Origin of the sequence: Serratia sp. BIGb0163, assembly GCF_024809935.1 — a bacterium.
Lineage (GTDB): Bacteria > Pseudomonadota > Gammaproteobacteria > Enterobacterales > Enterobacteriaceae > Serratia > Serratia quinivorans.
Window position 1 is genome coordinate 63,249 of the sequence record NZ_JANUDZ010000009.1, and the last position, 17,381, is coordinate 80,629.

The following is a 17,381-nucleotide window of genomic DNA, read 5'->3' on the forward strand; positions in this document are numbered from 1 at the left end:
AACAGGAATGCCGAAAACTTTAACCAATCATTCCGGCGCTGTCATCAGAAAATCTTTTTATGGTTTTTCAATTTATTAACGACTCAGCGCCCCCGGCAAAGAAATAGAGATAAATTCTCACTTGCCATCAGGGCAAGAAAAGAATAAAAATACAAAAATATCGTATAAATATGCAAATGAGGTTTGGCCGTGAAGGAACGTAGTACAGAGCTGGTCCAAGGATTCCGTCACTCAGTTCCCTATATCAACGCCCACCGTGGCAAGACGTTTGTCGTTATGCTGGGTGGCGAAGCCATAGAACATGAGAACTTTGCCAACATCGTTAACGACATCGGGCTGCTGCATAGTCTGGGTATTCGTTTAGTCGTGGTCTATGGTGCCCGGCCGCAGATTGACGTCAATCTGGCGCAGCATAATCTCGAACCGATTTATCACAAGCACACCCGCGTCACCGACGCCCATACGCTGGAGCTGGTTAAACAGGCGGCGGGTCTGCTGCAACTGGATATCACCGCCCGGCTGTCAATGAGCCTCAACAACACGCCATTGCAGGGCGCGCATATCAACGTGGTCAGCGGTAATTTTATTATCGCCCAGCCACTGGGGATTGATGACGGTGTGGACTACTGCCACAGCGGCCGTATCCGCCGTATTGATGAAGAAGCCATTCACCGTCAGCTCGATAGCAACGCCATCGTGCTGATTGGACCGGTGGCCGTTTCCGTCACCGGCGAAAGCTTTAACCTGACCTCGGAAGAAGTGGCAACCCAGTTGGCCGTCAAGCTGAAAGCCGAGAAAATGATCGGCTTCTGTTCGTCACAGGGGGTCACCAATCAGGAAGGTACCATCATTTCCGAACTGTTCCCCAACGACGCGCAAAAACGCATTGAGGAGCTGGAAGAGCATGGCGACTATCATTCCGGCACCGTGCGTTTCCTGCGTGGCGCGGTGAAGGCCTGCCGTAGCGGCGTACGCCGCAGCCACCTGATCAGCTATCAGGAAGACGGTGCGCTGGTGCAGGAACTGTTTTCACGCGATGGTATAGGCACTCAGATAGTGATGGAGAGCGCTGAACAGGTGCGCCGGGCGACGATTAACGATATCGGCGGCATCCTCGAGCTGATCCGTCCGCTTGAGCAGCAGGGCATCTTGGTGCGCCGCTCACGTGAGCAACTGGAGATGGAGATCGACAAATTCACCATTATTGAGCGCGATAACCTGACCATCGCTTGCGCGGCGTTGTATCCGTTCCCGGAAGAGAAGATTGGCGAGATGGCCTGCGTTGCGGTTCATCCTGATTACCGCAGCTCGTCACGGGGTGAAATGCTGCTGCAACGGGTGGAGAGTCAGGCACGCCAGATGGGCCTGCGTAAGCTGTTTGTGCTGACTACGCGCAGCATCCACTGGTTCCAGGAACGTGGTTTCACGCCGGCGGAAGTCGACGTGCTGCCGGTTGAGAAACAGGCGCTGTACAACTACCAACGCCGTTCCAAGATTTTGCTGGCGGATCTGTAATTGCTGGCGGGCGCAGCGTGCTGCGCCCATGGGCACTTAAGCCTTGAGCTGCAACCGCTCCGCCAACCCGCTACGGCGCTGGGTCGGAGTGCGGATCGCCCGCATCAAAACCGCATCGATGGCGTACAGTGAAAGCTGCCTGCGAGCGCGGGTGATCGCGGTGTACACCAGTTCACGAGTCAACACCGGCAGGAAATGATTGGGCAGCACCAGTACCGTATGGTCAAACTCCGAGCCTTGTGATTTATGCACCGTCATCGCATAAGCGGTTTCATGCGCCGGTAAACGGCTCGGCTGCACCGACTTGATGCTGCCGTCCGGCAGTTGAAAATGAACACGTAGTTCGCCGCTCTCGTCCCGCAAGGCAATGCCAATATCGCCGTTAAACAGCCCCAGAGCGCTGTCATTGCGACCAATCATCACCGGACGGCCAGAATACCAACGCCCAGCGGCTCCCGGCTTACGCTGGATTAGACCGGCACGTTGCAGCCCCGTCTCAATGCGTTCATTTAACCCGGCGATGCCGAAAGGCCCCTCGCGCAGCGCGCACAGCACCTGGAAATGACCAAACGCCGCCAACACCGCCACTGCATCCGCCCCTTCACCCACCAGCCGCAGATAATCACGGTAACCCGCCACGCAGGCATCCAACAGCGCCTGATAGTCCTGCGTTTCCGCCAGTGGATAACCGCTAACGTCAGCGAAACTGCCGCTGAGCGCCGCCATTGCCCGCTTGCCATCGCCGGCGTTCACGGCAAAGGCCAATTGACCAATACCTGAATTGGCATCAAAACGGTAGCTTTTACGCAGCAAGCACAGACTGTCGCGCACCGCAGCTTCCGCCTGGGCAGTTTGCCCCAGCAGTTGGCAGCCGGTCAGCCGCGAAAGTTGCTCCGCCCGCGCCACGCTGTAACCTTGTTCGGCAAAGCGGCAAATATCTCCCAGTACCGCCCCGGCCTCCACCGAAGCCAGTTGATCGCGGTCGCCCAGGAAGATCACCCGTGCCTGAGTGGGCAAGGCGGCAATCAAACGCGCCATCATAGGCAGGTCGACCATAGAGGCCTCATCAACTACCAGCACGTCCAGATGCAGCCGGTTGCCACTGTGATAACGCATACGCTGACTGTTGGGCTGAGCGCCCAGCAGGCGATGCAACGTGGAGGCCTCGGTAGGGAACAACGCACGCTGCTCCGGGGTTAGCGCCAATTGTTTGCCGGCGCTGCCTAACGATTCGGTTAAACGCGCCGCCGCTTTACCGGTAGGCGCCGCCAGTTGGATGCGTAAACGTCGCCCTTCATCGAGCTGCACCAGCGCCGCCAACAATTTGGCGACCGTGGTGGTCTTACCGGTGCCCGGTCCGCCCGAAATCACCGCAATACGTCGCGTAGCGGCCACCGCGGCAGCAATTTTCTGCCAGTCGGGTTCATCGGTCGCCTCACCAAATAATTGGTCGAGAATGGTGCGCAGGTCGGCCTCTTCAACCGCCTGAGGCAGACTGTCGCTGCTGATACTGTCACCACGGATAAAGGCGGCAACCTCCCCCTCGTTCTGCCACATGCGCTGCAGATACAAGCGCTGTGGTTGTAACACCATCGGCGTCGCAGTGCTGCCGTCGCTCACCGCCGCACTGGCCGACAGCCGCCGTTGCCAACCGGCCACATCCAACTGCCCTGCCGCCAACCACACGGCCTGCGCCAGCTCCGGCTGACGTCCGTCAAATAGGTTTTCCGGCAGCAGTTGCTCCAGCATCAGGCAAACGTGACCCGCGCCAGCCTCCGCGCTGAGGCAGGCGGCAGCCAACAGTATCTCAGGCTCATCCGCTCCAGCGACTACGCGGGCGAACTGCAAATCTAGTGGACGTAACACGCCAAGCGCTTGCGCCTGTTCCAGTAGAGCGATCATGATGCATCCTCCACCGCAGCGGTTTTACCACTGAATAACAAATCCATGCCTTCCACCAATTGCTCCTGCGGACGGCAGGCAAAAATGCCGTTGCCCGGATGCTGTGCATCCACACCGCGCAGGAACAGATAAATCACCCCGCCGAAGTGCCGCTGATAATCATAATCCGGCAACCTATGGCGCAGATAGCGGTGCAATGCCAGCGTGTATAGCTGGTACTGCAAATCGTAACGGTGCTCCGCCATCGCCTGCTCCATCGCCGGTTGGGTATAGGCACTGCTGTCTTCACCCAACCAGTTGGATTTGTAGTCCAGCAGGTAATATTTCCCCTGCCAGCAGAACACCAGGTCGATAAATCCTTTCAGCATCCCCTGCACCTGCTGAAAATCCAACTCAGGGCATCGGGCAGAAAGCGGATCGTAACTTTTCACCAGCTTATCCAGCTCACGCGCCTGCAACAGCTGCTCGATAGGCAGATAAAACTGCAACTCAGCCTGCTTATGCTGCGGAGCCAGCGCCGACAAAGCGACGCCGGTATCATTAAGTGGGGTGTTTAACAGCACCTGCATCCACGCCAACAGTATCGGTTGCCAGTGTTCGCCAAATCCTTGTTGTTGCAACTGCTCCAGCAACCACGCCTCATCGAGGGGTTGGGTAAAGTCGATCGTTTCAAACAGACTGTGCAGGAAAGTCCCCGGACCGGCGCCACGAGGAAAGGTATGCGGTGTGAGCGCTGGCTCACTGTCCTGCGCTTGCTCGCCGGCGGCATCAACATCCAACCGCGGCAACAAATCCTGCATCAGGCTCGTGCCGTGCTGTTGCAGACCGGTATAGCTGGTCACCCGCCAGAAATCCTGCACCTGGCGCGTGAAGTGTTTCGCCGACAGTTCGGTCAAGTCTGGCGTTTGCGGCTGCCAGGGTTGCTCGTCCAGGCTTTCGACCAGCGACAGTGCAACGCCATCTACAGCCAACTGTTGCAGACATTGCTGCAGATAAGCCGCATCGCCGGCCTGGCCGGCCTGCACCAGATAGCCCAGCGCGCTGCGGTGTAAATCGCTATCGCCCTGTTTTTTGCGGGTGCCCTGAATCAACGGCGCAATGCCGATACTGCAGTGGTATACCGAACGGGTCAGCGCGACATACAACAGGCGTAAATCTTCCGCCAGCCGCTCCTCCTCTGCCCACTCAATACTTTGCTCATCGGCGTTGAGGTCAAGCAGAGCCTGGAAGCTGTGACGATCGTGGTACAACACCTGCTGTTGCTGGCGGAAATTGCCGACGAACGGCAGCCATACCAGATCGAACTCCAACCCTTTGGATTTATGGATGGTGATCACCTGTACCAAATGGCGGTCGCTTTCCAGCCGTAGCTGCTGGTTGTCTGACTGCCGATTGGGCTGAGCAATCTGCTGCGCCAGCCAACGCACCAGCGCATGCTCGCTGTCGAGCTGCGCAGAAGCTTCCTGCAAAAGCTCGCCCAGATGCATCACGTCGGTCAACCGGCGCTCACCGCCGAGGCTGGCCAACAGGTTTTCTGCCAGATGGCGCTGATTCATCACCTCACGCAGCATCGGCAACACGCCGCGGCGCAGCCACAGCGTACGATATTTATCGAACTCGTTGACCAGCGCATCCCAGGCGCGCTCATCCCGATTCAATCCGTCCAGCGCCTGCGCATCCAGCCCCATCAGCCCGGTAGCCATGGCACTGCGCAGCGTACGTTCCTGCTCCGGTGCCAGCACGGCCTGCAGCAGCCACAGCAAATCCTTGGCTTCTGGCGTATCGAACACGCTGTCGCGGTTGGACAAATAAACCGAAGGTATCGCCAGCGCACTCAGGGCATCACGTACTAACGCCGCCTCATTGCGGCTGCGCACCAGCACGGTAATGTCTGACGCCTCTACCGCCCGCCGTTTCTCGCCGTCGACCAGCCAGGCCTGTTGGTTTTGTCCGGCGCTGAGCCAGTCGCGAATTTGCGTGGCGCACAGGCGCGCCATCAATTGTTGGTACTCACTAACGCCAACACCTTCCCCCTGCTGCAGCCAGAACTGCATCGCCGGCTGCGGCTGATTTTGCAGCTCAAACGCCAGCCCCCGATTTTTCTCGGCGGCGGCAACCTCAATAAAGGGAATCTGGCCGAACAGGAAAGGTTTTTCCACCTGCGCAAACAGATGGTTAACGCTGTTCACCATCGCCGGTGAGGAGCGCCAGTTGGTTTCGAGCGTGTAGTGGGCGCTTACCTCTGAACGAGCGCGCATATAGGTAAAGATATCGGCACCGCGGAAAGCGTAAATTGCCTGTTTGGGATCGCCGATCAGCAGCAGGCCGCATTCCGGCCTGCTGACATAGAGTTTTTGGAAGATGCGGTATTGCTGTGGATCGGTATCCTGGAACTCATCGATCATCGCCACCGGGTAACGCTGGCGAATCGCCTGTGCCAAACGTTCACCACCTTCGCTCTGCAATGCACTGTCCAGCCGACTTAACAGGTCGTCAAAACCCAGCTCGGCCCGCTGGCGTTTCTCCTGCTGAATGGACAAACGTATCTCGCTCAGCGCCCGCGCCATGATCAAATCACGCAGTGTCAGCGGTTCATCGAACAGTTCGTCGATCGCCACGAACAATGCATGGTGCGGCGGTTCGCCTTTTTTGGTTTTCTCCAACAGTACCGACTGGCGAAATTTATCCAGCTCTTTCGGCAGTTGGTAGTCCTGAGTTTCCAGCACCACCCATTCACCCACCTTCTGCAGCCAGTTAGGCAGGTGTTTGCTGCTGTAACTGCGCTTATCAACGCCGGACTGGCTGATTAACGCCTCCAAATCGCCCGCCGCTGCCAGCCACTGCGCTTTGAGGGCGTCAATACGCGCCACGATCTGCTCATGGCGCATCAGCACCGTTTCTTCATCCTTCGGCGGCCGACGCAGCATGGGCGCTTCGCCATGCAGATAGCCGGAAAGATCGGCCAGCAGCGCTTCCGGGCCGCTCCATTCCTGACTCACCGCCCGGGCAACGCCAATCGGCAACGGATAACAATGGCGACGCCAAAAGTCCGCACAGGCCTGGCGGCGCAGCGGCAGTTCATCCTGCACCAGCGTTTGCTCAAACAGAATGCCGGACTCGAAGGCGTTGTGGGTCAGCATACGCTGGCAAAAACCGTGGATGGTGTAGATTGCCGCTTCGTCCATCTGCCGCTCGGCAGCCAGCAGTTGCGCGGCAGCATCGGGCAGATCGTCAATTTCCGCCATTAACGCATTAAATAACGGGTCTTTACTGCTGCCACGTACGCAGGCAATGCGTAAGCCATGGATATTGCTGCGGATGCGTCCACGCAGCTCCTCGGTGGCGGCCTCGGTAAAGGTCACCACCAGGATCTCCTCTACCGTCAGCGGCCGGGGAAAGGCCGCTGCCTGGCCCAGGCCAAGCAGCAGGCGCAGATACAGCGCACCGATGGTAAAGGTTTTACCGGTCCCCGCCGACGCTTCTATCAACCGCTCGCCAAATAGCGGCAACGTTAGCGGATCAAGTCGCTGCGGGGTGGTCTCTGTCATGGTGTCGCCACCTTACGCGGCAGAGTTTTCTGCAGCGCAGAGGCGTTTGGATAAGTCACCCAGTTCGGCTGCACCGCATAATCCGCCTTCTCTTGCCCACTACCACTCACCTGCGACAGCACCGCCAGCCCCTGCGGCTTAATCACCGCCTGGTGGAAATAATCCGCCAGTTTGGTCGGCGTCAACTGCTTGATTTGCTCAATCAGTTTATGACGGGTATCAAATGCGAAGTTGCCACGGTCGAAGTCATTGGAGAAACGGCCGGCTTCTTCGCTCAGGGTTTGTGGACGCTGCTTCAATTCGTTGATCATCGCCTGCTTATACTGCTCGAAGTCTGCTTCTTTCATCTCTCGCAGGCGTTTCTCGGTTTTCGGGTAGAAATCCTGATAGCGCTGATACAGGTACGCCGGTTGCTTGCTGTTACTTTGCAGCAGGAAACCAATACCCCACTGACGGCCGACGGACATCGGGAAAGCAAACACCGCGTAGCCCAGCTGTTCCTGAGTACGCAGTTGGCTGTAGAACCATGGCTGGATAATTTGGCCAAGCAGCGAGCTGTAAGCCATGCCGGTCACTTCGTCGTAGCCGGTCGGCACATACACTGCCGCCAGCGCCGAGTCGGTGCTGCTGCCTGCCCGCTGCAGATTGGCCAACTGGCTTTTAGTCACTTCAACGTCTTCGCCATGCCACCATGCAACACCGGTACAACCCAGACGGTGTTTCAGCGTGGAGGCCAGGGTATCCACCTGCTGCTTGCTCATATTGCCCACCACCAACAACTCCGGCGTCGCCTCAGCCAGCAGGCTGTCACGGTAGGCCAGCACATCTTTCAGCGTCAGGGTTTTCAGCACCTCACGGCGCTCACTACGTTCTGAGTAAGGCACGCGGGAAACCATCTGCACCGGCTGGATAGCCAGTTCAAAGGCTTTGCCTTTCTCGGCAGAATCCAGCTGTTCCAGATACCAGGATTTGGCCTGCGCAAGTTGATCTTCCGTCGGCGTAAAGCTTGAGTAGCCTTCGATCAGCGAGGTCAGCAATTGCGGCAGACGCTGGGTAAAGCCGTTGGCGTTGAACTCCAGACCGTTGTTCGGCGAGGTTGAGAAACTCAGCCCGCCAACCGAAGCCTGATAGCTCAGTTGATCCAGTGAAATCCCGGCCAGATAGTCAGTCAAAGAGAACAACACCTGGTTACGTGCAGAATCCATGGTTTTTGCATTGCGGAACGCTACTGTGACGTCAGCCTTCGGCTCGTCGGCAAAGTAACGGCTCGGCATATACAACACGCGCAGGCCCGGTTGGTCGACCACCACCTCCGGTTTTTTAAACTCGTGCGAAGGTTTGGTCAGGCTGAAATCATCAGGAATATACGGATTCAGCGTGGGTAACGACAGGCTGATGCCTTTCCCCAGTTGCTGCCACTGCTCAAAGCGCTGCGGAGTGATTTTATCGACCTGATACGGCGCATTGACGAAGTAGGCCATCTTGTTATGCGGCTCATTTGGGCTGACGAACCAGATACGCGCATTTTGCGGCGTCATGGCGTCCAGACGCTCGGCAATCGCTTTGGCGTCATAGCGGTCGGCCAGATAAGGCGCATCCAGCGTATGCTCGACCGGCACGCGCAGCATGGTATCCACCAGCCATTCGATGTAGTCCATATCACGGGTGATCGACGGATAGCGGAAATCCAGATTCAGTACGTGGGAAATCTCATCAAAATAGCTTTGCTTGATGCCTTCGCTACGCAACATTTTCAGGTAGTTGAAGATGGCCGCCACCACTTCGTCACGCTTGGCCAGGCCTTTATCGGTCAGCGAGACGCTGATCGAGAATACGCCGCCGTTACGATCTACCATAGGATCGGCCCCGGCATTGATGGCATCCGCCAACCCCTGCTTTTGCAGCCAGTCAGACAGGGTATTTTGGCTGCGGTTGCCAATCAGGTAACTGATGTAGGTATCGGTCTTGCTGCGGAACTCGGCACTGTTGTTGTCGATGCGGAATTCTACTTTCAACTGTTTACGCGGCTGGGCCGGTACATAATGAATAATGATGCCCTGCTGTTCAGGGGTGACCGCCGGGACTGTGATCGGCGGTACGCTGGCGTCTCGGTTAGGGACCTTGCCAAAGGTTTTGGCCGCCAGTTCAGCCAGTTCCGGCAATGGCTGGTTGCTGTACAGCACCCCCATCATCAGATTGGCAGAATAATAACGTTGGTAGAATGCCGTCAGCTCATCGTGCAGCTTGCTGCCCGGCTTGTCCTTTAAGGTATCGAGGTTACCGCCAGAGAAACGCGCGCTCGGGTGAGCCGGGTTCAGCGTTTCTGCCCCAACCTGCGCCATGCGCATACCGTCGCGTGAGCGTGCCATCGTCAGTTCGGCGTTGACCGCATTACGTTCACGATCGGCATTGCCCGGATCCAGCAGTGGCTCGGCGATGGCGTCCGCCATGCGGTCTACCGCCGGGGCCAGCGCGTCGTTTTCCACTTCCAGATAGAACGCGGTGCGGTAAGACGCGGTGCTGGCGTTATGGCTGCCACCGTGCTTCTTCAGGAACTCCGACAGGTTTTCGGGTTGCGGATAGCGCTTGGAACCCATCAGCACCATGTGCTCCAGGTAGTGCGCTAACCCCAGCTGACTGTTCGGATCTTCCAGCGAGCCTACCGGCAGTGCCAGCGCCGCCAGTGATTTCGGTGCCTGAGCATCGGAAACCAACAGCACGGTCATGCCGTTCGTCAGTTTGATCGCCTGATACTGGCGCGGATCGTGATCGCTTTTATTGATCTTCTCCGCCAGCGGTTGCCATCCCTGTGCGGCCCAGCTCAACGGCGTCCAAAACATAACCACTAATACCAACCCGGTGATGCGGGCCAACTGTCTGCGCATATCCAAAATGAACCCCTATTCAGACGCCGTCGCGCCACATCCCTGACGTTGACGGCGTACATCAAAACAACACACTCAAAATCTATACCCTATGAATTTCAAGCTGTAGCTTGAAAGGCGACGGGTCTATATGCTTGTACGTTATGTAAGACCGGGACTAACCCCGATAGTTGAATATAACCCTGATTATTTTTACCACCTCAGGGCAATCAGTACCACCGGGGGATTGTTACCCAAGGTTATGCCGTGCCACCGGCAACAGATAACGTTCTGTTTCGTCCAGAATTTGCGCTAAATAAATATTGTCCAACTGGCGGAAGACCCGCTGCACATAAGGGTCTTCACCTTCGCCCGGAATACGCTGGTCGCCCTGCCAGGTTTGCAGCAGCTTGCCCCGGGCCTTGATTTGCACCTCTTCATCCCAGTCAATCTGCTGCGTTTGTGGCTGATAGCACTGGCTCAGCCACGCCCAGCCGCTTTTGTTCAGCAGCAGCAACGGCTGACACAGGCCGCGCTGATAACCCGCCACCAGTTCGGCCAATTGTTCGTGGGCCTCTTGCGCGCTTAATGCAGCAAAGCGCCAGACAGCCCCTTTGCGCCCGTAAATGCGACTTTCGCCGCTCCCCCCGACGCAGCAATACACCAGATGCTCCAGCCACAGCAATATGCCATCGACTGCCGATAGGGTTGATGGCCGCCAGCGCAGCAGCCCATCGCCTTGTACCTGATGTAACCAGCCGCTGATGCGCACACCGGCAATGTCGATATCCAGTTCCAGGCTGTGCCCTTCACTTCTTTCGGCGCGTACCTGTTCGGCCAGTTCGCTCATCTCTTCTTGTTGTTTTTGCCAGTAAATTTCGCCGAAGGGGCCAAAAGGCAACCCACCGGCGGCACGCACCCGCTGAAACAGGCGGCTGGCATCCTCACCGTCAATCAGGGTGTTCAGCAGTTGGCTGTTGAACTGATAGCGGCTGAGGTTATCCAGGGTGAAGGGTTCTTCATCCGGCAGTTCGGTTTCTTCCAGGATGAAACTGACCCCCAGCCGCAGTTGGAAGAAGGCGCGGATCGGGTGGCGGTAGAAGCGTAATAAATCGTCCAGCGAGACCTGAGTTTTCTCATCCGGCAGCAAGGGCTGATTAAACGGCGGATGTGCCGCACCGCGCCGATCGGCGGCAGGCAGCCATTCTGCCGCATAGCTCTGCGCTTCGGTATCGGGCAGGAAGTTCTCGGCGGCAAACGGCATGCGTGAATGCCAGTTAAGCAAGTGTTTACCCACACGCCGTGCGCTGCCATCGGCGTCCAGATGTTCATCGCCCGGCAGACAATAACTTTGCTCCAGATACTCCAGCAGTTCGGTCACCAGCACCGAAGGAAAACGCTCGCTGTTATCCTGAATGGAGCGGCCAATAAAGCTGATGTACAGCCGTTGCTGAGCCGACAAAATCGCTTCCAGGAACAGGTAACGGTCATCATCACGGCGGCTGCGGTCACCGCGTTTGACCTGTTGCGCCATCAGATCAAAACCTAACGGCGGCAGAGTGCGCGGATAAACCCCGTCGTTCATGCCCAGCAGGCAAACCACTTTGAATGGGATAGAACGCATGGGCATCAGCGTACAGAAGTTGATTTGCCCGGCCAGGAAACGCTGGCTGATGCGTTCCTGATCGAGGCGCGCTGCCAACTCGTCCCGCAGGATAGACAGCGGGACCTCATCGGGATAGCGCGCCGCCAACCCGAACTCGAACAGCCTGTTCCACTCCCGCTCTATCAGTGCCAACACCACTTCCGTTTCGCCGTCCTGCTCAAAGAAAGTCTCAAGCAGTTGACGACACAGTGGCTGCCACTCTGGCAAAGAGCGCGCCTGCCCCAGACGTTGCCGCCAACGACTCAGCGCTGCCAGCAGTTCCGCCAGTTGCCCGGCCAGTTCTGCCACCAGCCCGCTCGACTCGTCATAAGGCAAAACGCCCTGCCAATCACCGGCATTGCTGTCCATCGCGTAACCCAGCAGCATGCGTGTAATGCCAAATTGCCAGGTATGCTGGCCGGTAGCGGGCAGATCCAATTCACGCACGTTGTCGTCATCCAGCCCCCAGCGCACGCCAGACTCACCAACCCAATGGCGCAACAGGCGCAATCCTTCCTCCCGAATGGAGAAACGTGCCGCCAGTGCCGGAACTTCCAGCAAAGCCAGTACCTGTTCTGAGGTAAAGCGGCTCTGCGGCAGATCCAACAGCGAGATAAACGCCTGTAGCGCCGGGTGCGCCTGGCTGGCTTTTCGGTCAGAAATGGCAAACGGCAGATAGCGTTCGGGCGAGGCGTTACCGAATACCGCCTGAATATAAGGGGTGTAACTGTCGATATCCGCCACCATCACGATGATGTCACGCGGCGTCAGCTCAGGATCGTCCGCCAGCATGCTCAACAGTTGGTCATGCAGCACCTCTACCTCACGCTGCGGACTATGGCAGGCGTGCAGGCTGATAGACCTGTCGGCCGGATCCAGTCGACGTTTGGTGTCGCTGCTCTCCAGCGTTTCCGGGGTGGTGCCGATCACCGCACTGTTCTTCAGCTCCAACATATCGTGCTGAATGCCATGCAACAGATTGTCCGCAGGGATATCCACAAAGGCAAAAACCTCTTCTGAGGACTCGATCTGCGAAAGTAAAAAATGGTGGTCGCGCCCCAACTTGCCCCATGAGGCCAACAGCGGGTTCGGCAAGTCTTGCTCGCCGGCGTCATTAAACAATGCAGAGGCGTTATCTGGATCCCTGAATAACGAATATTCCGTTTTATCGCGATAATGCTGTCTTTTGCGGCTCTGTAATTTCGCCAGGAAGGACTGGCTCTGAATGTCCCCCCAATAGTAGCGGCAGGGGTTGGTGAACATCAGATGAATATCGATATGCTTGCCCAGCGCCTGCAGCGCTTCCAGATAGACCGGCGGCAAGGCCGAGATGCCGCAGATAAATACCCGAGGCGGCAACCCCGCAGGTGGGGTTTCAGCTTTATCTAACGCGCTGATAAAACGGCGATACAGGTTGGCACGATGCCATTCCGGCTGCCCCAGTTCCTGGGTGTATTCGACCAGTCGCGCCCACAGTGGTGCCTGCCACTGCTGTGCTTCCGCCAGTCCGTCAATGCGTTCGCCTTTCTGCCAGCTTTCCAGCCATTGCGGGCGATACACCAGATATTGGTCAAACAGGTCGGCGACCCGGCCGGCAAGCTGGTGAATCTTCCGCTTGTCGCCGTCGTCGGTGAGGTAATGCTGCAGCGGGGCAAATTCAGGCTGAGTGAGCAGATCGGGCAGCAGCCACATCAGCTTCCAGGTCATGGCGTCTTTGCTGAAGGCGCTCTCTTTCGGGATGCCCGGTAACACCCGGGTAAACATGTCCCAGATGAAGGTCGCCGGCAGTGGGAAAGCGATGTTGGCAGCAATGCCAAACTGTTCAGCCAGTTGCATCTGCAGCCACTGTGCCATACCCGGGCTCTGCACCAGCACCACTTCCTGTTGAAAAGGATCGGCCAATGGCTCTCTGGCTATCAACGCGCTGGTTAACGTTTTCAGCAAATCCAACTGATTGGAATGATAAACCCTAAACATTGGGAGCTCCCTTAAAACAAAATAGTCTGCCGGTTCACTGACGCATGCAGTACCAACGACTGAGTTCCGCCCACTGCCGTTGGGGCGTTTGTATTCTTACCGTCAGCCGCTGGCAGGCGGCTTGCGGGGTGCTTAACCCGATCTGACGCTGCCATCCGGATGTCGGTAGCGGTAGTCCAACGTCTACCCGCCCGGTAGCGGCGAAAACTTCCAATTGCTGATGCGCCAACGACCAGGCCTGTCGATACTGCCATTGGCGCTGGAACGACTGCAACAGCACCTGATGATACTGTAACAATCCCAGCAGTGACACCGCGAACAGCAATGCGGCAATCAGCACCTCCGGCAGGCTGAAGCCCCGTTGGCTACTCCGCACAGTCAGCCTGCTTTTTCTCGGGGCAAAAATCCAGCCAGCCGCCGGTTTCCGCTCTTAGCCCGATGTCGCCCCCTGAGCCATCAGGCCTGGTTCGTTGATATAACCGCAGCGGTTCCCCACGGCTCACCTGCGCATCACCACGTACCAGCACAATACCTGCCTGAGAGGACAGTTTTGCACAGGCCCGCAGTTGGTCGGTTTGCTGGCACCACCAGCCGTTGGCGGCGAGCCTGCCGCGTGGCCAGGACTGCGCAACACCCCAACTGAGCGCCGAAGCGGCCTGATTGTAAGCCTGTAAATATTGCTTCTCGTCGGCAGCCAGCAGCAAAGCACTGTCGAGTTGGCGATGCTGGGCATTCAACAGCATCAGCCCCATCACCAACAGCATCATCACCGCCGCCAGAGTGCTGCCTCCCCGTTGCCCGGCAGCGCTCATGGCAGCGAGGCCATATTAACCGCCCACTGCAGACTGCGCCGTATGCCGCCATCCGCTTTTGAACGGCCACTCAAGGTCAGCGTTACCCAGCGTTTACCGCCTTCGCCCGCATTCACCTTGATGCCGAAGGCTTCAATGCGCACTTCGTCGTTATCGAGCAGACGCTCCCAGCCAGCGCCATGGCAGTGTCTCACCCCACGTTGCCCCTCCAGCATGCCTTGCCGTAAGCGGTAACCGAAGTATCCGGCGTCGGCGCCAAGAGTTTCCCAGCGCCCACTGCGGGTGATGTCATAGGCGACTATCACGCAACTGCCCACGGCCTCTCCGCCCGCCCGGCTAATCAACAGCGGTTGCCCCTGGCACTGGCCGGCACAGAAGCCGGCGCGGCGCAGATCCTTCTCAATGCCAAAGGCTAACTGCCGCAACACCGATTCCAGCCGATAATGCCGACCAACATCGACACTGTGCTGACGCAAGACCGGATAAGTTTTAGCCGCCGCCAACGCAATCAGGCTGCCAAACGTCAGCGCCAGCATCACCTCCGGCAAGGTAAAACCGCGCGCTAGGGCTGGCATGTCGCAATCCCTCTTATGCTCACGCCTTCACTGCATAGCCGTAGCCGCCCCTTGGCAGACAGCACCAATCGCAGGCGGCCAGCGCCATTGCTGAGCAAGATATGCCCGGCCTGTGCATTGTTACGCAGGCCATAGAACCCCATATCCTTTTGAGTAAAACCCGCCAGTTGCACGTCCCGATAGCCGGGGCTGAACACATCATCGCCGAGCGCTGCGCAATCCATTGGCGATTGGCCGCTGCCGATGCACCAGGGATCGCCGGTTTTAAACCCCAGCAGTGCCGTGCGGTTGCGCCAGTTGGCGTCTGCCTGTAACCGGGTGAGAAATGCCAGCAGTTGCTGCGCGGTATGTTCCAGCCGCAGAGCCTGTTGATAATGACGCCAATGGCTAACCCCCCAACCGGTCAGCAGGCTTGCCAGGGTTATCACCACCAGCAGCTCAATCAGCGTCATCCCGCGCTGGCCATCAATATTATTGAAAATCATCTTGTCGTTCATGGCGGCCAGTGTAACCAGAGCCGCCGCCGGATAAAGACGGCGTTATCCGGCCTGAAGCGCGCTGCGCAACCTTTCTATGAAACTGACGGGAGAAACCAACAAAATGCGATGAGGAACGCAGAAACAACCACGGCGGATCGGCAGAAATAAAAAAGGGCGCAACCTGTGCGCCCCTGGGGATCAATCATCGGGTAAAAATCAGATGGCAACCGGTGCCTTAATGGCTGGGTGCGGATCGTAACCTTCGATTTCAAAGTCTTCGAAACGGTAATCAAACAGCGATGCCGGCTTGCGCTTAATCACTAGCTTCGGCAATGCACGCGGCTCACGCGTCAACTGCAGCTGGGTTTGTTCCATATGGTTGCTGTACAAATGAGTGTCGCCGCCGGTCCAGACGAAATCACCCACTTCCAGGTCACATTGCTGCGCCATCATATGTACCAATAGCGCGTAGCTGGCAATGTTGAACGGCAGGCCGAGGAACACATCGCAGGAACGCTGGTACAGTTGACAAGACAATTTGCCATCCGCCACGTAGAACTGGAAGAACGCGTGGCACGGTGCCAACGCCATCTGATCCAACTCCCCCACGTTCCAGGCTGAAACAATGATACGGCGTGAATCCGGGTCCTGTTTCAACTGGTTCAGCACGGTGGTCAATTGATCGATCTGACGACCGTCCGCCGTCCCCCAGGCACGCCACTGCTTGCCGTACACCGGGCCAAGGCTACCGTTTTCGTCGGCCCACTCGTCCCAGATGCTGACTTTGTTTTCCTTAAGGTAAGCCACGTTGGTGTCACCGTTCAGGAACCACAACAGCTCATGGATGATTGAACGCAGGTGACACTTTTTGGTAGTGACCAGCGGAAACCCTTCCTGCAAATTGAAACGCATCTGGTGGCCGAATATCGACAAGGTGCCAGTGCCGGTACGGTCGGCTTTAGGGGTGCCCTCGGCGAGCACTTTGTTCATCAAATCCAGATACTGTTTCATTTGTTCCTCACGACAGTTGTTGCTGCGGGCGGCGACGATACGCCCAAATCATCATAATAATACCGGCCACCACCATAGGGACGGACAGGATCTGCCCCATGCTGATTACGCCGTCGAACAGGCCGAGCTGGGCATCCGGCTGGCGGAAAGCTTCGACAATAATACGGAATGCACCATAGCCAATCAGGAACAGGCCGGAGACGGCGCCCATCGGCCGCGGCTTGCGGATAAACAGGTTGAGAATGATAAACAGCACCACGCCTTCCAACAGCAGTTCATACAGCTGGGACGGGTGACGCGGCAACACGCCGTATTGGTTCAGGATAGGCAACAGTTTCGGATCGGCGGCGGCAAGCGCCACGTCTTCTGCACGCGAGCTTGGGAACAGCATCGCCCATGGGGTATCGGTAGTCACGCGGCCCCAGAGTTCGCCGTTAATAAAGTTGCCCAAACGGCCGGCGCCCAGGCCGAAGGGGATCAACGGGGCAATAAAATCAGAAACCTGGAAGAAGGTGCGTTTGGTGCGGCGAGCGAACCAGAACATCACCAGGATCACCCCCATCAAACCGCCGTGGAACGACATGCCGCCATCCCAGACTTTAAACAGATAGAGCGGGTTTTCCATGAACAGCGGCAGGTTGTAGAACAGCACATAACCCACGCGGCCACCGACGAACACACCGAGGAAACCGGCGTACAGCAGGTTCTCTACTTCATCCTTGGTCCAGCCGCTGCCTGGTTTGTTAGCCCGGCGTACCGCCAGCCACATGGCAAAAACAAAGCCAACCAGGTACATCAGACCGTACCAATGCAGAGAAACCGGGCCGATCGAGAAAATCACCGGATCAAATTTAGGAAACGCCAGATAGCTATTGGTCATCTATCACCACAACATGTCTATTATTCTTCCCCATCCGGGGGCGGCAGGTGCCAAACGCGGTGAAACACAGCGGGAACACTATTTTTCCGTGGCTTTCAACGCAGTTGAGGAAGCGGATAATAGCATAAGCTTAACCACCACCGGACTGGCCCGCCGGGAAAAGTTCTGTAAAA

11 protein-coding genes are annotated in these 17,381 nt (G+C 57.4%); 1 reads left to right on the forward strand and 10 read right to left on the reverse strand.

Annotated elements, in window-relative coordinates:
* Nucleotides 1–189 precede the first annotated feature (189 nt).
* Complete coding sequence (argA, locus tag M2406_RS23200) at nt 190–1,515, forward strand: amino-acid N-acetyltransferase (protein ID WP_012146515.1); 1,326 nt, start codon at nt 190–192, stop codon at nt 1,513–1,515.
* 36 nt (nt 1,516–1,551) lie between these two features.
* On the opposite strand, the gene recD is transcribed toward argA, so the two are convergent.
* The 10 genes from recD to lgt all read right to left on the reverse strand — a co-directional run bounded on the left by recD (nt 1,552) and on the right by lgt (nt 17,208).
* A complete protein-coding gene (recD, locus tag M2406_RS23205) occupies nt 1,552–3,417 on the reverse strand; it encodes an exodeoxyribonuclease V subunit alpha (RefSeq protein ID WP_259191545.1) in 1,866 nt (621 codons plus the stop codon).
* Entirely contained in the window at nt 3,414–6,965 is a 3,552-nt protein-coding gene (recB, locus tag M2406_RS23210; RefSeq protein WP_259191546.1) for an exodeoxyribonuclease V subunit beta, read from the reverse strand. The genes recD and recB overlap by 4 nt, the downstream gene beginning before the upstream one ends.
* Nucleotides 6,962–9,850, reverse strand: coding sequence for a pitrilysin (gene ptrA, locus M2406_RS23215; protein WP_115183931.1), 2,889 nt, complete (start codon nt 9,848–9,850; stop codon nt 6,962–6,964). The genes recB and ptrA overlap by 4 nt, the downstream gene beginning before the upstream one ends.
* Before the next feature lie 229 nt (nt 9,851–10,079).
* Complete coding sequence (recC, locus tag M2406_RS23220; protein WP_259191548.1) at nt 10,080–13,451, reverse strand: exodeoxyribonuclease V subunit gamma; 3,372 nt, start codon at nt 13,449–13,451, stop codon at nt 10,080–10,082.
* Between the two features lie 34 nt (nt 13,452–13,485).
* On the reverse strand, nt 13,486–13,827 hold the full coding sequence (locus M2406_RS23225) for a prepilin-type N-terminal cleavage/methylation domain-containing protein (RefSeq protein ID WP_259191549.1): 342 nt from the start codon (nt 13,825–13,827) through the stop codon (nt 13,486–13,488).
* The gene (locus M2406_RS23230) at nt 13,817–14,263 is read right to left on the reverse strand and encodes a YgdB family protein (RefSeq protein ID WP_012146521.1); all 447 of its coding nucleotides are present in this window, start codon (nt 14,261–14,263) and stop codon (nt 13,817–13,819) included. The genes M2406_RS23225 and M2406_RS23230 overlap by 11 nt, the downstream gene beginning before the upstream one ends.
* Complete coding sequence (locus M2406_RS23235; protein ID WP_259191550.1) at nt 14,260–14,838, reverse strand: prepilin peptidase-dependent protein; 579 nt, start codon at nt 14,836–14,838, stop codon at nt 14,260–14,262. Before M2406_RS23235 ends, M2406_RS23230 begins: the two co-directional genes overlap by 4 nt.
* Entirely contained in the window at nt 14,826–15,335 is a 510-nt protein-coding gene (locus tag M2406_RS23240; RefSeq protein WP_259191551.1) for a prepilin peptidase-dependent protein, read from the reverse strand. The genes M2406_RS23235 and M2406_RS23240 overlap by 13 nt, the downstream gene beginning before the upstream one ends.
* 198 nt (nt 15,336–15,533) lie before the next feature.
* Nucleotides 15,534–16,328 (reverse strand): thymidylate synthase, encoded by a 795-nt coding sequence (thyA, locus tag M2406_RS23245; RefSeq protein ID WP_017893814.1) that lies wholly within the window; start codon nt 16,326–16,328, stop codon nt 15,534–15,536.
* A gap of 7 nt (nt 16,329–16,335) precedes the next feature.
* A complete protein-coding gene (lgt, locus tag M2406_RS23250) occupies nt 16,336–17,208 on the reverse strand; it encodes a prolipoprotein diacylglyceryl transferase (RefSeq protein ID WP_012146525.1) in 873 nt (290 codons plus the stop codon).
* Nucleotides 17,209–17,381: the final 173 nt, after the last annotated feature.